This window comes from Staphylococcus sp. SB1-57 (assembly GCF_017086425.1).
Lineage (GTDB): Bacteria > Bacillota > Bacilli > Staphylococcales > Staphylococcaceae > Staphylococcus > Staphylococcus warneri_A.
On sequence record NZ_CP070964.1, the window covers coordinates 453192 to 472427 of the forward strand.

The following is a 19236-nucleotide window of genomic DNA, read 5'->3' on the forward strand; positions in this document are numbered from 1 at the left end:
TCATCATCTCACTTGCGTTTTATATGTTATGAACGATATTTAGTTGGATTAAGTTTGAAATAAATGACTTGTAATATGACTAATAGTATGGCCGTTATTGAAATGATAACTAGGTATGGTGAAGCGTCAAACTGTCCTTTAAGACCAACTAATGGTGAAATCACACCGCCTAAAATAAATTGGAATAAGCCCAATAAACTTGAAGCATTGCCACTACCACCAGTTCGTTCTTCCATAGCGAGTGCAAAGCCTAACGGTCCGATAGACGTAACCGGGCTTATATTTAAGAAGAAGGCGATGATTAACATCCAAATAGGCCAATGCATTGTTAACGTTAAAATAATCAATAGTACCCCAATGATTTGGATTAGTGTTAAATAGATTAATAATGTATATCTACTCAACTTTTCCACTAATAATGCTACGATTTGGCTTATTAGAATTAAGCCGATTCCATTGACTGCTAAAATCACACTAAATTGCTGTGGTGATAAGCTATAAATTTTTTGTGTTATAAAAGGTGACGCAGCTGAATAACTAAATAGCATGACATAAGTTAATCCTTGTAACAACATTGGAATCACAAATGACGGTTTCTTCAACAACTGACCAAAATCTTTAAATATACGTCCATAGTTTAATGTTGTTCGATCGGCGTGATTTGTTGATGGCATTTTCATCAATACACCGATAATGACGATGATTGTAATTATTGTCAAAATGACAAAGATGCTTCTCCAAGTAGATATGGTTAAAGCAAATCCACCGAGTAATGGCGCTATAATCGTAATGATTCCATTGACTACCATTAGAGAAGTTAAAAACTTAGCCATTTCGTCACCGCTAAATTTATCACCAATAGATGCTTTCGCGATAACAATTGACCCACCTGCAGTTAAACCTTGAATCAATCTTAAAAATAGAAAGAAGTATAAATCCGTCGTAAATACTGCAATCAAGGATGCAAGCATGTATATCACTAGAATCGTTAAAGCAATTTTTTTTCGACCAAATGCATCAGATAAAGGACCAAAGAAAAATTGTCCAAGTGCTAAGCCAATCATTGCAAAGGAAATAGTTAATTGAATTTCAGATGTAGTTGAACTAAATGCATGTTGCACATCCGGTAACGATGGTGAATACATATCAATCGATAAAGGACCAAAAGTGGTCATTACACCGAAAATGATAATTAATATGAAAGGGAAGTGCATGGCACTTGTATTTTGCATAATCATTCTCCTTTTAAAGAAGTTATAGAACAAATTATATATGTTTTGACCATATTTGTATGTAGTAATTTAAATTTTTATGTATTTGCATAAAGTACTATCTTAGAAGAAAAATGGCATTATTACTATTAAAATTACTTCATGAAATAAGTGATTTTAATAAATAAAAAGCATTCCCATAAGAGAGGCATAGAGCCTAACTTAGAGAATGCATATGAAAAATAAAAGTAATGTAATGTAGTTGATTACTATTGTTGTTGATTATTAGAGTTACCGGAACCATTAATGAGTTCATCAATTTTAGATTTAATACTATCAAATTTAGTATTAATATCTTGTAGCATGCTATCTACTTTGTTTTGGTTCTCATTGTTTTGTTGTTCGTTATTTGCATTTTTTAATTTATCGATTTGGTCTTGATAAAATTGAGTAAGTTTTGAATCTGCATTAGTTTCTTCTTTTTGTTTTAAGTTATTGATTTGTTGTTGCAATTGATTAATTTGAGTTTGACTATTTTTATTTTGTTTAATTTCGTTTTTAGCTGTATCCACTTGTTTATTAATATCGTCGTTTTGATTTTCGACTTCTTTTTTATAGTTTTGAGAGACGTTAGGGTCGTTATTTACTTTGTTATTATTATGATTTAACACTGCTCTTGTTACGAAAATAGCTACGATAATTAATAATATAACGATAATAGCGATTAGCCATTTTTTAGATTTACGTGTTTTTTGGTTTTCTTCTTGTAATTCTTGCTCTCTTCTATAATCTCTACCATTGTAATAGCGTTCAGGGTGTTGCTCTGGATCGTTAAATTCATTTTGATCGCGATATTGGCTTTGATTTCTATATTCACGTTCTTCACTTTGACTACGATGATTTTGATATTGATTATCGTAACGATATGATTCTTTATACTTATCCGTTCTCTTCATTTCATTCACCTCATCATTATTGGGTTAGCCTATTTATGAATCAAAAGACATGTTTAATCTTAGTAAACGGGCAATATTGTGTGCAGTTTGGCTTAAAAGGGTAGGACCATTATCTAGTGCATATTGCAAATCTGTAGGTTGATTCATGATACTAAACACGCTATCTATACCATAATCATAAACCGTTTCGTATTGTTCACCCAAACTACCACCTATGGCTATGACAGGTAAGTTGAATTGTTTAGCTACTTGTGCAACACCAATTGGCGTTTTACCGTAAATCGTTTGGGAATCTAATTTGCCTTCACCTGTTATGACTAAATCTGCATCTATAATTCTAGATTGGAAATGTGTTTCTTCTAAAACGACATCAATACCTTTAGATAACTGGGCATCTAAGAAAGCTAATAAAGCGGTGCCCATGCCACCAGCTGCGCCAGCACCAGGTATATCTTTAACATCTTTATCTAGTTGTAATTTTATCTTATCATGATAATGGCAAAGCGCGGTATCCAACTTTGGTATCATCTTTGCTGTGGCGCCTTTTTGTGGGCCATATATCATGGTTGCACCATTATCTCCTAATAATGGATTAGTCACATCACAAGCTACGCTCATATCGATGTTTTTAAATTTTGAATTTAACTGAGTGGTATCAATAGTTTGTATATCAAGTAGATGTAATCCACCAGGTTCAATAGAGTGACCATTGCTATCTAAAAACTTTACGCCTAATGCTTGTAACATGCCTACACCGCCATCATTCATAGCACTACCGCCAATACCAAGTATAATTTTTTGGGCACCTAGCTCTAAAGCATGATTAATAAGTTGGCCAGTGCCGAAAGTAGTGGTTTTCAACGGATTTCGTTCTTCCTTAGTTAATAAATCAAGACCAGATGCAGCGGCCATTTCTATTATTGCTATCTTTTGAGATGATGCGTAAGCATATTTTGCGGTAATGTCTCGGTATAGCGGATCTTTTACGGTTGTAGCTATTGTCTTAGCATTTAATGCCTCCATTAAGGCTTCAGTTGTACCTTCGCCACCATCAGCCATAGGAATTAAATCATATTCAACAGTTGAGGGTAATATTTTGGAAAATCCTTCTTGTATCGCTTCTGCTGCTTCTCGAGCTGACATGCTTTCTTTAAATGAATCTGGTGCGATGACTATTTTCATTGGTCGACACTTCCTCATCGATTTGATTATCTTTATTGTAAAAGAGACGACTTGAAAACAAAAGGCAAAACATTTTCAGTGGCATATTCATCAAGGATGAAAGATACAACATTAATTATGGAAAATATATTTTATAATAGTATAATAATATAGCGTAATATTTATATAGGTAAGGTGAACAACTTAGACATGAACAACAAGATCAACTTTAAATTTAATGAATTCTACGTATGGTGTACCTTCATTTTTCTTTTTTATTTATTAATTAGTATTCTAACGCCTTTAGCAGTTAATGATTTCAAATGGGCAATCGCACATAATTTAACGGTATATAAAGGGTTGATTGAATACACAAATGGTAGATATTTAGATAACTTATTAGAGTTAATAGCAATGAAAATGAGTGTGTTACGATATCTAATCTATGCTGGTGTATCTTTGGGCATGATTTATTTATTAACAATGATGACAGGCAAATATCAACGTAGAATTTATATCGTCATTGCGTTTATTCTCATATTAATGATGCCAAGAATCATTTATAGAGATACATATGGTAACTTCGCAGGTTTCTTTAGTAATGTGCCTAGTACAATGTTATCGATATTAATATTATTTGTAGTTGTAGTATCAATATACAAATGGGAAGAACTTAATGCTACGTGGTTAAGTTTATTTTTAATATCCACGCTGTTAGGTCAATTATTTGTTGAGAATTTAACACTTTATAATATGCTAATTTTGATTATTGGGAATGTCATCTTTTGCATTAAACATCGACATATCAATTATTATTTAATTATGGGCTTTATGCTGAGCTTAATAGGTGGTATGCTCATGTTTATCAATCCAATATATATTAGTATATATAGAGGTGGGAACGAATATTTACGCTTCTCAGATAATCAAGGTTTGAAACATAAGATATTACATACAATATTTAAGGAATTACCGGAATATATTTTCTTTAATCAATATTTAATATTAACCTTGATTGCATTGATAATGATTTATTTATTGTTTAAAAATGCCTTTTTCAACCATTGGATATTACGTTGGAAAGTGGTTTTAGTCATTAGTATCGCTATTTTGCCTTTCTATAAATTCTTTATATATGATTTTCTTCAATTTTATAAATTAAAAGGATCACTAAGTGTCGCTTTATTAAATTTTATGATTTGTGGATGGTTCTACATTGCGTTGTTTATCGCAACTTATGTGATTTTTAAAACACAGTTGGTGAGAATGTTAGGTTATTATACACTTGGATCTATATTATTAGTCACAGTGCCATTGTTATTAGTATCTCCAATAACGCCAGGTAACTTCTATACTAATTATGTGTTATGGGTATTGTATTTACTATTATTAATGACTCAATGCAGTGTAAATATGAAATCAATACTTATTGGATTAAGAACGCTAGCATTAGGATTATCTATGATATTCATAGTAACCTTTGGTATGATATATTTTACTCATATACAACGGTTACATTCGATTGAACATCAATTAGATACACAACATATTAAACATGTGGTTGTACTGGAGAAGTTACCATTTGAAAATATGCTTAATAAAGTAACACCTAGCGATGATATACAACACAATTTATTTAAAATATATTATGATATACCACAGAATATTAAATTAAAAATTGTACCGTATGGTTCAAACATGGCAAAACTTGAAGGAGATTAAGTATGAAATTGACTCAAACACACTATGAGATAATTAAATTTATTATCGTAGGTGGGGTGAATACATTTAATTATTATGTGGTGTATTTACTTTTACTAAAACTTTTAAATGTAAATTATTTAGTTAGTCATATTACTGGCTTTTTAGTTAGCTTTATTATTTCTTACTATTTGAATTGTTACTTTGTTTATAAAGTGAAACCTACACTACGTAAATTTATTAGTTTCCCTTTAACACAAGTTGTTAATATGGGAATGCAGACCGTATTGTTATACGTATTTGTGCAGTGGTTAAATATACCTTCAGAAATTGCACCTTTCGCTGGCTTGATCATTACAATACCGGTCACATTCATATTGTCAAAATGGATTTTAAAAGATTGACGTTTGAGTCATCTTCATTATATAAAGCAGGTATAATATTGTAATCTCGCAGATGAACAGTGATGATCGTTTGCGAGACTTTTTCATATGTTCAAATATAATATGAAGAATTGAATTGCAAAAGTACTTTTATTCTTAGCGATAAGCAGGTTATTTTTTAGGCAAATCTAAAAAAATAATTAGCTTAATTATATAAAAAATATAGAAATTAAAAAACGTTGTAAAAACATTTTTTATGATTCATACTATGATTACTAAAGGAAATCAAGGTGGTCTATTGTCATGTCTCAAAATGAAAATTTGAAAATCGCACAACGTGGGGCATATTTAAGTTTAGTTGTTTATGTCATCCTTTCAGTAGCTAAATACGTGACAGGATTCATATATAATTCGGCAGCAGTTAGAGCGGATGCATTGAACAATATGACGGATATTGTGGTTTCTATTGCTGTGATTGTTGGGCTGAAAATTTCTATTAAACCAGCAGATAAAAATCATCCGTATGGTCATTTAAAGTCTGAAAATATCTCAACATTATTAGTATCATTTATTATTATGTTTGTGGGTATACAAGTTGTCATTGAAAATGCACCTCGATTATTAACCCATGATAAACATGTGCCAAGTCCTGTTACTATTCTAGTTAGTATTATTAGTGGTCTCATAATGCTTGGTGTTTATGTCATTAATCATAGATTAGCCAAAAAAACAAATAGTAGTTCTTTAAAATCTGCAGCTAAAGATAACCTGTCAGATAGCTTAGTTAGTATCGGTACTGCAGTAGGTTTGGTATTTACACAAATCGGATTTCCTATTATTGATATTGTTTTAGCGACAATACTAGGTTTATTAATCATTTACACAGGCTTTGGAATATTTAAAGAATCCATCTTTACATTAAGTGATGGTTTTAATGAGAAGGATTTAGAAGAATATCGAAATGATATTTTAGAAGTGGATGACGTGCTTGACGTTCGAAGTATTAAAGGACGTTATCATGGCAGTAGTATCTTTTTAGATGTGACCATTGTAGTTGAACCTAATTTATCTATTAATGAAGCACATTTAATTTGTGATAAAGTTGAATCACATCTTCACGAGAAGGGAATATCATCTGTATATGTACATCCTGAACCGAAAATAGATGAAGCTATTGAAAATGAAATACATCAATCAAATCAATAGAATAATATAGTAAAAGCGTCGAATAGAATCGATAAAGATTCTATTCGACGCTTTTTTAATATTTACATCTTACCAATAGCCGTTAGCTTCTCTGAATGAAATAGCTTTATCGATTGAGCCGTAACGTTCTTTGGCATAATTAATCATACCTTTAGTTTGGTTTTCAACGGAACCATAACCCCAAGATTGGTTCGTTTGACCTAAACCATGATATTGTCCATTTGATGCATTAGGATTACCACCTGATTCTGGCATAACAATGCTATCCCACAATGCTTTAGTACCGCCTGCATCTATGAATTCTTGATAAACACTATTTGTAGATTCATTACTTTCTGAATAATTTTGTTGTGATGATTGGTTGTTTTCAGCTGCATGAGCTTGATGTGCTTCCATGCCTGTAGCACCTATAGAAATTGTAGCGATAATTGCTAAAATAGATTTTTTCATTATAGTTAACTCCTTTAGTTAGTGTAAATCATTCGACTTAAAGTGATATCTCCCAAGGATATGAGTCTGAATGTATTGTTAAAACGGATGATGTTCTAAAGATGTATTGCATACTATAACATCTCAATTGATTGCGTAGGTTACATGAAAATAAAAAGATGATGACACACATGTTAGTGAGAATACATTCATTGCAATAAAAATAAAAATATGTCAAAAAATTACAACATAAGAGCAAATGTAAATGATTGAAATTCTATATGGTAGTTCTATAATGAAGATATAAATTTAATAAATCGATTTATTAAACGAGTTTTTATTTGAATATACATATCAACTATCCTTCAAGATAGTTTGTTATATAAATAGGAAGGTGTTAAATGATGCCAAAATTAATTTTATGTCGTCACGGTCAAAGTGAATGGAATGCGAAAAATTTATTTACAGGATGGGCAGATGTTAACTTATCTGAGCAAGGTATTGAAGAAGCAACTGCAGCAGGTAAGAAAGTATTAGAAAATCAGTTAGAAATAGATGTTGCCTTTACTTCATTATTAACACGCGCATTGGAAACAACGCAGTATATCTTAGCACAATCAAAACAACAATGGATACCAGTATATAAAAGCTGGCGCTTAAATGAACGTCACTATGGTGCGTTGCAAGGATTAAATAAAGATGATGCAAGACAACAATTTGGTGAAGAACAAGTTCATCAATGGCGCCGTTCTTACGATATTCAACCACCTGCAGAAAGTGAAGAACAACGTAATGAATATTTGAAAAATAGAAGATATCGTCATTTAGATCATCGAATGATGCCATACTCTGAAAGCTTGAAAGATACATTAGAACGTGTAGTTCCAATTTGGACTGACCAAATTCCTCAACATTTATTAGATGATAAAACGGTATTAGTTTCAGCACATGGTAATTCAATCCGAGCATTAATTAAGTACTTAGAAAATGTATCAGATGAAGATATTATCGGTTATGAAATTAAAACAGGGGCGCCATTAGTCTATGAATTAACAGATGAATTAGAAGTTAAAGACAAATACTATTTATAATCAAAAAATAAAAGGTCACTTGTTGATGGTTGCATCAATAGGTGACCTTTTTGTGGAGTAATATTAATGTGGATTAATGATGTCTAGCAATATGATGATTTGCATCAAATGAAAGTATCATATCTCTTGTAAATGTATATATAGAAATAGGAAAGTATTACTTTGCTCTTTTATGTTGTTTGATAATTTTTAAAGCACGTTTTCTTGTTTTAATATTGGGACTGTGCAAATTACGGCGTGCAGTTTGTACATCTGTTTTCATAATATGACCTCCTTTATCTGTTTATATTATGGCGTAAAGATTCTAAAATGTAAATAGTAATTATTACGATTTGTAGAATTGGGACTTTTTGAACTTAAAAAATGCATATTACATTCAATAACTGTATAATGACCAGATAAATGAAAAAGGAAAGTAGGGAGGAGTATCAGTGACGCTTAGAGCAAAATTAGTAATGATGATTACGATGTTATTAGGCGGTTTCTTTGGTTTGTTAAATGAAACATTACTAACAACAGCTTTACCTAGTATTATGAAAGATTTCAACATTGAATATTCACAAGTACAATGGCTGACAACAGCCTTTTTATTAACTAATGGGGTAGTGATTCCATTATCAGCATTATTTATCCAACGTTATACGACAAGACAGGTTTTTTTAGTTGGTATTTTTATATTCTTCTTAGGAACAATGTTAGGTGGATTTAGTCCTAATTTTACTATTTTATTAATAGCTAGAATTATTCAAGCATTAGGTTCAGGTATCATGATGCCCCTCATGATGACAACCATATTGAATATATTTGAGCCACATGAACGTGGTAAATATATGGGGATGTTTGGTTTAGTTATTGGACTTGCGCCAGCTATTGGACCAACATTATCAGGCTATTTAGTTGAGTATTTAAATTGGAGATCACTATTCCATGTAGTTGCTCCTATTGCTGCAATCACATTTATCATTGCACTATTTACAGTGAAAAATGTGGGCGAAACAATCAAAGTACCTATTGATATCATGTCTATCATTTTATCTGTCTTAGGATTTGGTGGTTTGTTATATGGAACAAGTTCAATTTCTCACGACGGTTGGAATGATCCTATCGTTCTAACTACTATTATTGGCGGTGTGATACTTGTTGCCTTATTTATCTGGAGACAATCTAAACTTGAAACACCATTATTAAACTTTAGTGTGTTTAAAAATACTCAATTTACTATCGGTATATTAATTATGGCAGTCACAATGGTTTCTATGATTGGTTCTGAAACAGTATTACCTATGTTTGTTCAAAATCTATTAAACCGTACGCCTTTAGACTCTGGATTGATTTTATTACCTGGTGCCATTGTTATGGCGATTATGTCATTCGCTTCAGGTGGACTTTATGAAAAATTCGGTGCCAAACCTTTAGCGCTTATCGGTATGATGATTGTAATTATTACCACAGGTTATTTTGTCATTATGGATGAAAATACAAGTTCAGTGATGTTAGCTACCGTTTATGGCATACGTATGATTGGTATTGCTTTAGGTTTAATGCCTGTGATGACACATACAATGAACCAATTAACATATGAAATGAATGCACATGGTTCATCTATGACTAACACAGTACAACAAATTGCCGGATCAATTGGTACAGCTATTTTAATTACTATTCTAACGCAGGCAAGTAAGCACTATTCACCAGATATGAGTAATTATGATGGTATGAAACGTAGCGAAATGTTAGGACAAATTAAAATAGATACATTATTACATGGTTATCATGCTGGTTTCTTATTTGCAGTTATAATTACAGTTGTGAGCTTCTTATGCTCATTTATGTTAAAGAAAAATACAAAATCGACAGAAGAACAATAGCTCATCAGAGTTGTGATGACAGTCAAAAGCCAGTAACTAGTTATTGACTTACCACCCATTAAGGATTAAAATGTTTTTATTCCGATTAGAATAATAAGATTAAGGGGGAATAGTTTAATGAAAAGACTTTTATTTTGTGTCATTGCATTAGTATTTGTATTAGCAGCATGTGGTAACAATTCAAGCAAAGATAGTAAATCAAGTAGTAAAGATGACAATACAATCCGAGTGGGTACGGAAGGTACATACGCACCTTTCACATTCCACAATAAGCAAGACAAGTTAACTGGTTACGATATTGATGTTATTAAAGCAGTAGCGAAAGAAGAAGGCCTTAAATTGAAATTTAACGAAACATCTTGGGACTCAATGTTTGCAGGACTAGATGCAGGTCGTTTTGATGTGATTGCCAACCAAGTAGGTATTAATAAAGATAGAGAGAAAAAATACAAATTCTCTAATCCTTATACTTATTCAAGTGCGGTATTAGTCGTACGTGAAAATGAAAAAAATATTAAATCATTCAATGATGTTAAAGGTAAAAAGTTAGCACAAACATTTACTTCTAACTATGGTCAATTAGCTAAAGATAAAGGCGCTAAAATCACAAAAGTTGATGGATTTAACCAATCAATGGACTTATTATTATCTAATCGTGTAGATGCTACATTTAACGATAGCCTCTCATATTTAGATTATAAAAAGCAAAAACCTAACGCTAAAATCAAGGCAATTAAAGGTGACGCTGAGAAAAACAAATCAGCATTCGCTTTCTCTAAAAAAGTTGATGATAAAACTGTACAAAAATTCAATGACGGATTGAAGAAAATTGAAGAGAGTGGCGAACTTAAAAAAATAGGTAAGAAATGGTTTGGTCAAGATGTTTCTAAACCTGAATAGTGAACAACTTCATGCTTTAGACGCTGCAAAGCAAGCATTTGGACCTATGTTAGAAGGAATAGTGAAATATTCTATCCCAATCACACTTGTAACATTTGTATTAGGCTTAATCATTGCCTTATTTACAGCACTAATGCGTATTTCTACAAGTAAAGTATTAAAAGGTATTGCGCGTGTATACGTATCAATCATTCGTGGTACACCAATGATTGTTCAATTATTTATTATATTTTATGGTATTCCAGAATTAGGAAGACTCTTAACAAACGATGCTGATAACCAATGGACATTAGCACCAGTTATCGCAGCTATTATAGGGTTATCACTTAATGTGGGTGCGTACGCATCTGAAATTATTCGTGGTGGTATCATTTCTATACCAAAAGGACAGACAGAAGCGGCTTATTCAATCGGAATGAATTATCGCCAAACTGTTCAACGTATTATTCTGCCACAAGCGATTCGTGTATCAATTCCAGCATTAGGTAATACCTTCTTAGGTCTTATTAAAGATACATCTTTATTAGGATTTATCTTAGTGGCTGAAATGTTCCGTAAAGCACAAGAAGTTGCTTCAACTTCTTATGAATATTTAACGATTTATCTTTTAGTTGCATTAATGTATTGGGTTGTTTGTTTCATCATTTCAGTTATTCAAAGCTTTTATGAATCATACATTGAAAGAGGGTATCGCTCATGATCGAATTATCGAATATTCATAAATCATTTAATCAAACAGAAGTGATTAAAGGTATCGATTTAAAAGTGGATAAGGGCGAAGTTGTGACTTTAGTTGGACGTTCCGGTTCAGGTAAAACAACACTCTTACGTATGATGAATGCTTTAGAAATACCGACTGAAGGTACAGTTTTTGTTAATGGTAAAACATATACTGCAAAGGACAAAAAATCACAGATTGAAGTACGTAAACAGTCCGGGATGGTGTTCCAAAGTTATAATTTATTCCCACACAAGACTGCGCTAGAGAATGTCATGGAAGGTTTAGTGACTGTTAAGAAGCAAAGTAAATCAGAAGCTAAAACAAAAGCACTAGAGCTACTAGAAAAAGTAGGCTTAACACATGTGAAAGATCAACGCCCACATGCATTATCCGGTGGTCAACAACAACGTGTAGCGATTGCTAGAGCTTTAGCTATGAATCCTAAAGTCATGCTATTTGATGAACCAACATCTGCACTTGATCCTGAACTTGTTAATGACGTATTGAAAGTGATTAAAGATTTAGCACAAGAAGGTATGACGATGGTCATCGTTACACATGAAATGCGATTTGCTAAAGAAGTATCCAACCAAATTGTATTTATTCATGAAGGTAAAATAGGCGAGCAGGGTACACCCGACGATATTTTTTACCGTCCACAAACAGATGAACTTAAACGTTTCTTAAATGTTATTCAATAGTATTTATAAGAAAAAGAAATCCCAGTGAATTCAGTTTCACTGGGATTTTTTAGTATACTTATTTTTTTCTGTTATCAATTAATTCTTTTACATGGTAGAACAATGGTTTAATCGGTTTAACAAAGTCTCCGATATATTCATATACATTAGCGTTAAAGCCTTCTTTAAAGCGTTGAACACCATAATCTTCAGCATCTTCACTAAAGTCGCCAGTAATACCATAGAAGTTGTAACGGTCAATATGATGTGCTTTGGCAAATTTAATCATTTCCCATTGCAAACGGTATGCTCCCATATAAGGGTTATATCTTGGATTAGAACCACTAGATAAGTAATATACTTCATGGTCGTTATAAATATATATTGCAGCGGCTAAGTTCAATACTTGACCTTCTTTTGCAATTTCATCTTTAGTTTGGCTAATCTTACGTTCGTTGCTATCGTATTGTTGTTTAATTTGCGTATGCTTTGTTTTATTTTTCTTAGAATTTGGATTCTCTTGTAGAGATGTTTCTACATCATGAAGTTGTTTTGATAAATCCTTGTGTTTATCTTCTAGAGTAGTGAGATATTCTTGTAAATCGATATAGGCTAATTTAAGCATAGCATTGTCGCCATATGTTTTTTGTAACTCTTCAAAGTAGGGTTGGTCACGGAATTTGAAACCATGTTTTTCTTCTGCCATTCTAAATAAATCAAAGAATGTACCCGTTTCATCTATAGATAACGTACGTACTTTCACGCCCATTTCATATGTTTTTTTAATATTACGACGTGTTTGATAGTCCATTTCTTTCATTAATTGATCTTCTGATTTACCTTTTAAATCTAGGACAGAAAGCCAACGAATTTGGCTCATCATATCATATCCAACTGTATAACCTTGGTGTTTATAGCCTAAATCTTCCATTGTTTTGATAACAGCACGGTTATCGAATGATTTTAAAATTTCACCATCAGCATTTCTTAAATTTTCGAGAATGTAAGGATCAACAAGTACATATAAACAATGATGTTTCTTCAAGTATGAAGTTAAAGATTTAAAGAAGAAATGTACTAGTGATAAGTTATTATAGTCCATGACTGGACCGCGATGTGTATAAAAATATTTAAAGAATTTTAATGTACGTGCTTCAGTTAAAAGACAAGCTGCAATGACCTCATCTTTATCATTTTTAACACCGACAAGATGAACGTCTCCTCGCATTTCATGTCGATTATCATAATGAATGCTTGATTGTGTGTAATGTGAAAAATGTTCTGAAGTAAATTTACCGAATTCTTCGGATGTTAAGTTTACGAATTTCAATATATATCTTCCCCTCTAGAAATAAAAACTAATGAATAAATCGTCAATAATTATATTATCAAAATACTACTATCATTACACATCATAACATAAAAAATAGCGTCATACTTTTGTATGATGTGATAAAATCATACATTCTATTTATTTTTAAAATTAATTTAAAATTGTGTTTTTTGTATTAATTGATACTGTTATGCTCTGCATTCTATGATAAAATTTAGAGTGAAAGATGACATGATTTAAAATAAGATTTCATTTCATATGAGTCATATTATCGGGAGTGAACATATTGAAGAGATTCGTAGTGATGATTAGTATATTAACGCTAATACTAGTTGGATGTAGTAGTGGAAAGTATACAGATAAAATTGATAAAGCGGTTAAGCTACAAGAAAAGAAACAAACTAAAATAGCCAAAAGAGATGCTGGCGATGAAGTGAAGCACTTTGATAAAAAGGATGCTAATATCTATGTTTATGATAAAGGTAAATACGTTATCTTAGCATATAAACCTTTAAGTGATGATGAAGAAGTCCGTTATTATACTTATGAGTTTAATGGTAAAAAAGCTAAATATAAAGAAAACTTTAACTCAAAAGGTTATTATCAAGAACATGATCCGGATTACAAAGAAGAAAATATGCGCTAGCCTGCTATAAGTGATAAGGAGCAACAATGAAAAAATTAATCGGTATGATATGTATAAGTTTAATCATCGTGTTAGTAAGTGGTTGTGGTAAAGAAGAGGTGAAATCACCTCAAGCCACTAAAGATGGTAAACCACTTATTGTTATTTATGGTGATTTTAAATGTCCATATTGTAAAAAGGTTGAAAAGAATGTGATGCCTAAACTTAAAGAGAAATATTTAAGCAACCATAAAGCGGAAATTAAATACGTTAATATGGCATTTTTAGGTAAAGATTCAATTATAGGGTCAAGAGCAGGTCATGCAGTTCAAAATATTGCACCTCGTTCTTATTTACAATTTCAAAAATTAATGTTCGAGCATCAACAAGATGAAAAGAAAGCGTGGATTACTGAAAAAGTAGTTGACCAACAGATTGATCATTTGAATATTTCTGCAGATCAAAAAGAAAAAATAAAGTCAGAATATAAAACTAAAAATAGTGCCGCATGGAAAGCTGCAAATAAAGATAAGAAAGATACAAAAGCACATCATATTGAGACAGCGCCAACAGTTTTTATCAATGGCAAAAAAGTGGAAGATCCATATCACTTTAAAGAATATGATAAATTACTTCAATCAAAATAAATCATTTATATAATGAGGTCGGGATTTATGCCTGTATTTTGGACGACGAGGAATCGTTTCCAATTTGCAGTAGCATTATATCTCGACCTTTTATTGATATTGTAAAAATTTAATTAAGATGATGGATAACTAGCTAGGTAATGGTGATACTGGGTATGGTCATATAAAGTTTAAATTATTTTGAATATTTAAAAGATAAGATTGATACAAAAAGTTGTATGGATAGGCTTGTTTTTTGTGAAAGTAAGGTATATAATTTTTAATCGTAATAATTACTATTTAGGAGGAACGATATGAAAAGAAAATTAAGTTTATTGCTACTTATTCCTCTTATGATATTAGCACTTGCTGCATGTGGCAACGGTGATGATCATAAAAAAGGAGATAAGTTAAAAGTCAATACAACAGTATATCCATTGAAATCATTTACAGAACAAATTGGTGGTAAATATGTAGATGTTAAATCAATTTATCCAGCGGGCGCAGACTTACATAGTTATGAACCTACTCAAAAAGATATGATGAGTGCAGCAAAATCTGATTTATTCATTTACACTGGTGACGATTTAGACCCAGTAGCTAAAAAAGTGGCTTCAACTATTAAAAAAGATGATAAAAAACTATCTCTACAAGATAAAATTAGCAAAAATGATTTATTAGCTGATCACCATCATCATGAAGGTGAAGAAGAACATCATGGCGAAGAAGAACATCACCATCATGGTAAATATGATCCGCACGTTTGGTTAGATCCTAAGATGGACCAAACATTCGCTAAAGAGATTAAAGATCAACTTGTGAAAAAAGATCCAGATCATAAGAAATATTATGAAAAGAACTATAAAAAATTAAACAAAGATCTAGAGAATATTGATAAAGATATGAAAGATGCGACTAAAGGTAAAAAAGGTAATGCAGTATTTATCTCTCATGAATCTTTTGGTTATCTTTCTAATCGTTATGGATTCGAACAAATAGGTGTTCAAAATATGAGTGCAGAAGATCCATCACAAAAAGATCTTACAAACATTGTGAAAGAAATTAAAAAGAATAAAGTAGAATACATTTTATATGAAGAAAATGTATCCAATAAGATCACTGACACAATTAGAAAAGAAACAGACGCGAAACCATTAAAATTCAACAATATGGAATCTGTAACTAAAGAACAACAAAATAAAAAAGGTCTTTCATATCAATCATTAATGAAAGAAAACATTAAAAACATTAAAAAAGCTTTAGATAGTAAAATTAAAGTAAAAGATGAAGAGCATGAACACGAGCATGAACACTAATTAATATGAGATAAACAGTAACACCTCAGATGTTAGAATTTGATTCTAGCATGATGAGGTGTTTTTATGATTCAATTTTTAGTAACTTCTAATCTATTTTGCTATGATAAAATTGATTTTAATAATCAAAACTTAGGAGAATATAAATGACTATTAAAGTAGAGAAAAATAAAATTATCTTTTCAAGAACATTTACAGGAACGATTCATGAACTATTTAACGCATATACACAAGAAGATTTGTTTAAACAATGGTTTCACCCAGAAGGTGCTTCTACAGAAGTATTTGAATTCAATGTTGAAGAAGGTGGACATGCGTTCTTTGCTATTCACACACCTGATATGACAAGTTACACGCGTTCAGAATATAAAAAAATTGAAAAACCTAATTACATTGAATACTTAGACTTTTTCGCTACACCTGAAGGTGACAAAGATCCTAACATGCCTGGCATGCATATCACAATTGAATTTGAGGAAAAGCAACCTAATCAAACTACAGTGACGTCAACATCCGTTTTACCTTCAAAAGAGGCTGCACAACAAGCGCTTGATATGGGGGTCGAAGAAGGTATGAATTCAACATTAGACCAATTAGAAAAACTATTAAAATCATAATTGTAAATAAATTGTGCCAATCGTGGAAGTTCATATGGGTGTATCATTGAATTGAAATCTTATTAAAAAAAGAGGTTGATTTGATGAAAAAACGATATCTAATTGTATTAGGATTATACTCATTTACACATTTAATTTCGGCGGTTGTCATTAACTCCAAATGTTTTGCTAACCAATATGTGCGTTTTATATTAAGAACGCTACTAGGGTATAGTATTTTTGCATCAGGATTACATTATTTTTCAAAATTAAAACGAAAATAATGGGATCGCTAATATTTAAATATGGACTGGGATGGGGACAATTATTATGTCTCTATCTCAGTTTTTCTCTTTTATATTGGTTTGATTATTCAGTTGTCTCAAATGTTAGATGAGACAATCATTAAATTGAAATGTAAAACCAATTCTATCAAATATTTATAAATAACTTAAAAAGCATTTTATCATTTGTTAAAAAATTACCACTATTCATCATCTTTATTTCTTCATATAATGAATATGAAATAAATTATTTTAAAAAGATGGGAGTAATTGAGAATATGATGGAAAATCGAAAAACTACCGAAGATACATACGCAACTAAGTCTATTATGGAAGCGGTAGTAAGCCAAGCACAAATGAAAGAAGTCATGGCTGACAGAACACCTATGCGTTATGCGTTAAAAGCAATGATGGCAGGATTCTTGTTATCTATTGTCACAGTATTTATGCTAGCTATTAAAACACAATTTGCTTCTACACAAATTGATGGTTTAATAAATTTACTTGGTGCCATCGCATTTAGTTTAGCCTTAGTATTAATTGTATTAACGAATTCAGAATTATTAACAAGTAATTTTATGTATCTAACAGTAGGTTGGTATTATAAAGCGATACGTTTGAATAAAGTGATATGGATATTTATATTTTGCTTTATCGGTAATGTACTTGGTGGAATTATCTTATTTTTCTTAATGAAATATGCACATGTGATGACACCAGAAATGACTGATGCACTAACTGAAACCGTACAAAAGAAAACGGAAGCATCAACGTGGTTAAATATATTAGTAAAAGGTATTTTCTGTAATTTCTTTATTAATATAGGTATCTTTGTTTCTATGCAATTTAAAGAAGGATTAACAAAGGCTTTCTTTATTGCTTGTGGAGTAGTTGTGTTTGTCTTCATGGGTTATGAACACGTTGTATTTAATGCAGGGTTATTCTCAGGTATGCTTTTTTTCAATATTGATGGAATGTCCGGTTTAGGTGTGTTAAAAAATATTGTATTTGCTTTAATAGGTAATTACATTGGTGGCGGTATCTTTGTTGGATTAGTTTATGCATACTTAAATGGGCAACGTTCACAATTAAAATAATAATATGTGTGTAACAGGTTGGGACATAAATATATTTCAAGTTACATTCATATATAGGCAGTAGTTGACTTACACATGCGTATTGACTCATGTGTTCAAATTAAGCTTTAGAGGTATACATGAACTAAAGTTCATGCATAAAATCGTCTAAGTAATAAATTACAAAGAAGGTCTAATGTACCAAGCTTTTTCATTTCTAGTTAACATTGCCGGGGTGACGGGCCCAAAACATAGAGAATTTCGAAAAGAAAATCTACAGATTTTAAAGTACACATTAGCTGTGGCTAATGCGTAAGAACCACTACATCATAAATGATTAGTGGTTCTTTATTATTTCTATCCCACCCCCTTACTTTTTTGTAGATACCTATCAAACAAGTTGATTGACTCTTGTCGTTTTTCTTTTTACGCTTAATGTCATGAATAGAGAAAATGAAGGACGTGAAGAGAATGAGTAACGTGAATATAAGAATTGCAGATCAAAGTGATGTTTTATCGATTCATCGACTTATGTATGAAGCTTTTACGCCATTAAGAGAGCTAGGTATCGACTGGCCATCAGTGAATGCCACAGAGGAAATGGTAGCAGACAATATCAAACATAATACTACATTTGTATTAGAATTAAACGACACAATCATCTCAACAATTACAGTAAGATATCCTTGGGGGAGTGTCAGAAGTATTTCAGGTTATCCGTTCGTTTGGTGGTTTGCAACACAACCAGAATTTGATGGACAAGGTTATGGTAGTCAATTGTTAAAATATGTAGAAGAAGACTTTTTAAGAGATACATTAAAGGCCTCAGCAGTCACATTAGGCACATCCGCGCGATTACATCCTTGGTTATTAAGTATTTATGAAAAAAGAGGATATGAAATATATGCTGAACATGAAAACGATGACGGTGATTTAGGTGTGATTATGAGGAAAATATTAATTCCTGAACGCTTTGAAGAAAAGATTCTAGGACAACCCCCATTTTAAAAGTAATCACATAGAGTTAAAAAATAGCCAGTAAATGAGTTGGATCATTCATTTACTGGCTATTT

The 19236-nt window shown here is 31.5% G+C and carries 21 protein-coding genes; 15 read left to right on the forward strand and 6 right to left on the reverse strand.

Features of this window, described 5'->3' with window-relative positions:
- Window positions 1-26 precede the first annotated feature (26 nt).
- The 3 genes from JX000_RS02085 to JX000_RS02095 form a co-directional block, all read right to left on the reverse strand.
- On the reverse strand, window positions 27-1232 hold the full coding sequence (locus JX000_RS02085; RefSeq protein WP_206140822.1) for a putative multidrug effflux MFS transporter TcaB: 1206 nt from the start codon (window positions 1230-1232) through the stop codon (window positions 27-29).
- A 248-nt stretch (window positions 1233-1480) separates the two neighbouring features.
- The gene (locus JX000_RS02090; protein WP_206140823.1) at window positions 1481-2167 is read right to left on the reverse strand and encodes a hypothetical protein; all 687 of its coding nucleotides are present in this window, start codon (window positions 2165-2167) and stop codon (window positions 1481-1483) included.
- 33 nt (window positions 2168-2200) lie between these two features.
- Window positions 2201-3349 (reverse strand): glycerate kinase, encoded by a 1149-nt coding sequence (locus JX000_RS02095; protein WP_206140824.1) that lies wholly within the window; start codon window positions 3347-3349, stop codon window positions 2201-2203.
- Window positions 3350-3538: 189 nt separating this feature from the next.
- Between JX000_RS02095 and JX000_RS02100 the strand changes: the two genes are divergently transcribed.
- The 3 genes from JX000_RS02100 to JX000_RS02110 all read left to right on the forward strand — a co-directional run bounded on the left by JX000_RS02100 (window position 3539) and on the right by JX000_RS02110 (window position 6618).
- Complete coding sequence (locus JX000_RS02100; protein ID WP_002450359.1) at window positions 3539-5050, forward strand: hypothetical protein; 1512 nt, start codon at window positions 3539-3541, stop codon at window positions 5048-5050.
- 2 nt (window positions 5051-5052) lie between these two features.
- Window positions 5053-5433, forward strand: coding sequence for a GtrA family protein (locus JX000_RS02105; RefSeq protein ID WP_049424575.1), 381 nt, complete (start codon window positions 5053-5055; stop codon window positions 5431-5433).
- A gap of 282 nt (window positions 5434-5715) precedes the next feature.
- Window positions 5716-6618 carry a cation diffusion facilitator family transporter gene (locus tag JX000_RS02110; RefSeq protein WP_002450357.1) on the forward strand — a complete coding sequence of 301 codons (903 nt, stop codon included), beginning with the start codon at window positions 5716-5718 and terminating at the stop codon, window positions 6616-6618.
- Window positions 6619-6687: 69 nt separating this feature from the next.
- Here JX000_RS02110 and JX000_RS02115 read toward each other — a convergent pair whose 3' ends face one another.
- A complete protein-coding gene (locus JX000_RS02115; RefSeq protein WP_049424572.1) occupies window positions 6688-7068 on the reverse strand; it encodes an aggregation-promoting factor C-terminal-like domain-containing protein in 381 nt (126 codons plus the stop codon).
- A 383-nt stretch (window positions 7069-7451) separates the two neighbouring features.
- Between JX000_RS02115 and JX000_RS02120 the strand changes: the two genes are divergently transcribed.
- Window positions 7452-8138, forward strand: a complete 687-nt coding sequence (locus tag JX000_RS02120; RefSeq protein ID WP_145505613.1) for a 2,3-diphosphoglycerate-dependent phosphoglycerate mutase — start codon at window positions 7452-7454, stop codon at window positions 8136-8138.
- A gap of 157 nt (window positions 8139-8295) precedes the next feature.
- Here JX000_RS02120 and JX000_RS02125 read toward each other — a convergent pair whose 3' ends face one another.
- Window positions 8296-8400 (reverse strand): putative metal homeostasis protein, encoded by a 105-nt coding sequence (locus JX000_RS02125; RefSeq protein WP_100066962.1) that lies wholly within the window; start codon window positions 8398-8400, stop codon window positions 8296-8298.
- 169 nt (window positions 8401-8569) lie between these two features.
- On the opposite strand from JX000_RS02125, the gene JX000_RS02130 reads away from it, so the two are divergent.
- The 4 genes from JX000_RS02130 to JX000_RS02145 all read left to right on the forward strand — a co-directional run bounded on the left by JX000_RS02130 (window position 8570) and on the right by JX000_RS02145 (window position 12328).
- Window positions 8570-10006, forward strand: a complete 1437-nt coding sequence (locus JX000_RS02130) for an MDR family MFS transporter (RefSeq protein ID WP_145505610.1) — start codon at window positions 8570-8572, stop codon at window positions 10004-10006.
- Between the two features lie 117 nt (window positions 10007-10123).
- The gene (locus JX000_RS02135; protein WP_002450353.1) at window positions 10124-10906 is read left to right on the forward strand and encodes a transporter substrate-binding domain-containing protein; all 783 of its coding nucleotides are present in this window, start codon (window positions 10124-10126) and stop codon (window positions 10904-10906) included.
- A complete protein-coding gene (locus JX000_RS02140) occupies window positions 10887-11606 on the forward strand; it encodes an amino acid ABC transporter permease (protein ID WP_206140825.1) in 720 nt (239 codons plus the stop codon). Before JX000_RS02135 ends, JX000_RS02140 begins: the two co-directional genes overlap by 20 nt.
- On the forward strand, window positions 11603-12328 hold the full coding sequence (locus tag JX000_RS02145) for an amino acid ABC transporter ATP-binding protein (RefSeq protein WP_145505607.1): 726 nt from the start codon (window positions 11603-11605) through the stop codon (window positions 12326-12328). Before JX000_RS02140 ends, JX000_RS02145 begins: the two co-directional genes overlap by 4 nt.
- Before the next feature lie 58 nt (window positions 12329-12386).
- On the opposite strand, the gene JX000_RS02150 is transcribed toward JX000_RS02145, so the two are convergent.
- Entirely contained in the window at window positions 12387-13637 is a 1251-nt protein-coding gene (locus JX000_RS02150) for an aminoacyltransferase (RefSeq protein ID WP_145505604.1), read from the reverse strand.
- A 307-nt stretch (window positions 13638-13944) separates the two neighbouring features.
- Between JX000_RS02150 and JX000_RS02155 the strand changes: the two genes are divergently transcribed.
- The 7 genes from JX000_RS02155 to JX000_RS02180 all read left to right on the forward strand — a co-directional run bounded on the left by JX000_RS02155 (window position 13945) and on the right by JX000_RS02180 (window position 19171).
- Window positions 13945-14286, forward strand: a complete 342-nt coding sequence (locus JX000_RS02155; protein ID WP_228077266.1) for a DUF4467 domain-containing protein — start codon at window positions 13945-13947, stop codon at window positions 14284-14286.
- A gap of 26 nt (window positions 14287-14312) precedes the next feature.
- A complete protein-coding gene (locus JX000_RS02160; RefSeq protein ID WP_002450348.1) occupies window positions 14313-14912 on the forward strand; it encodes a thioredoxin domain-containing protein in 600 nt (199 codons plus the stop codon).
- Window positions 14913-15205: 293 nt separating this feature from the next.
- Window positions 15206-16207: a metal ABC transporter solute-binding protein, Zn/Mn family gene (locus JX000_RS02165; RefSeq protein WP_145505601.1), complete on the forward strand. Its 1002-nt coding sequence runs from the start codon at window positions 15206-15208 to the stop codon at window positions 16205-16207.
- A 146-nt stretch (window positions 16208-16353) separates the two neighbouring features.
- Window positions 16354-16824: an SRPBCC family protein gene (locus JX000_RS02170; RefSeq protein WP_049424556.1), complete on the forward strand. Its 471-nt coding sequence runs from the start codon at window positions 16354-16356 to the stop codon at window positions 16822-16824.
- 83 nt (window positions 16825-16907) lie between these two features.
- Entirely contained in the window at window positions 16908-17087 is a 180-nt protein-coding gene (locus JX000_RS12090; protein WP_075778128.1) for a hypothetical protein, read from the forward strand.
- Between the two features lie 278 nt (window positions 17088-17365).
- Window positions 17366-18184: a formate/nitrite transporter family protein gene (locus JX000_RS02175; RefSeq protein ID WP_206140826.1), complete on the forward strand. Its 819-nt coding sequence runs from the start codon at window positions 17366-17368 to the stop codon at window positions 18182-18184.
- Between the two features lie 450 nt (window positions 18185-18634).
- Window positions 18635-19171, forward strand: a complete 537-nt coding sequence (locus tag JX000_RS02180) for a GNAT family N-acetyltransferase (protein WP_002450344.1) — start codon at window positions 18635-18637, stop codon at window positions 19169-19171.
- Window positions 19172-19236: the final 65 nt, after the last annotated feature.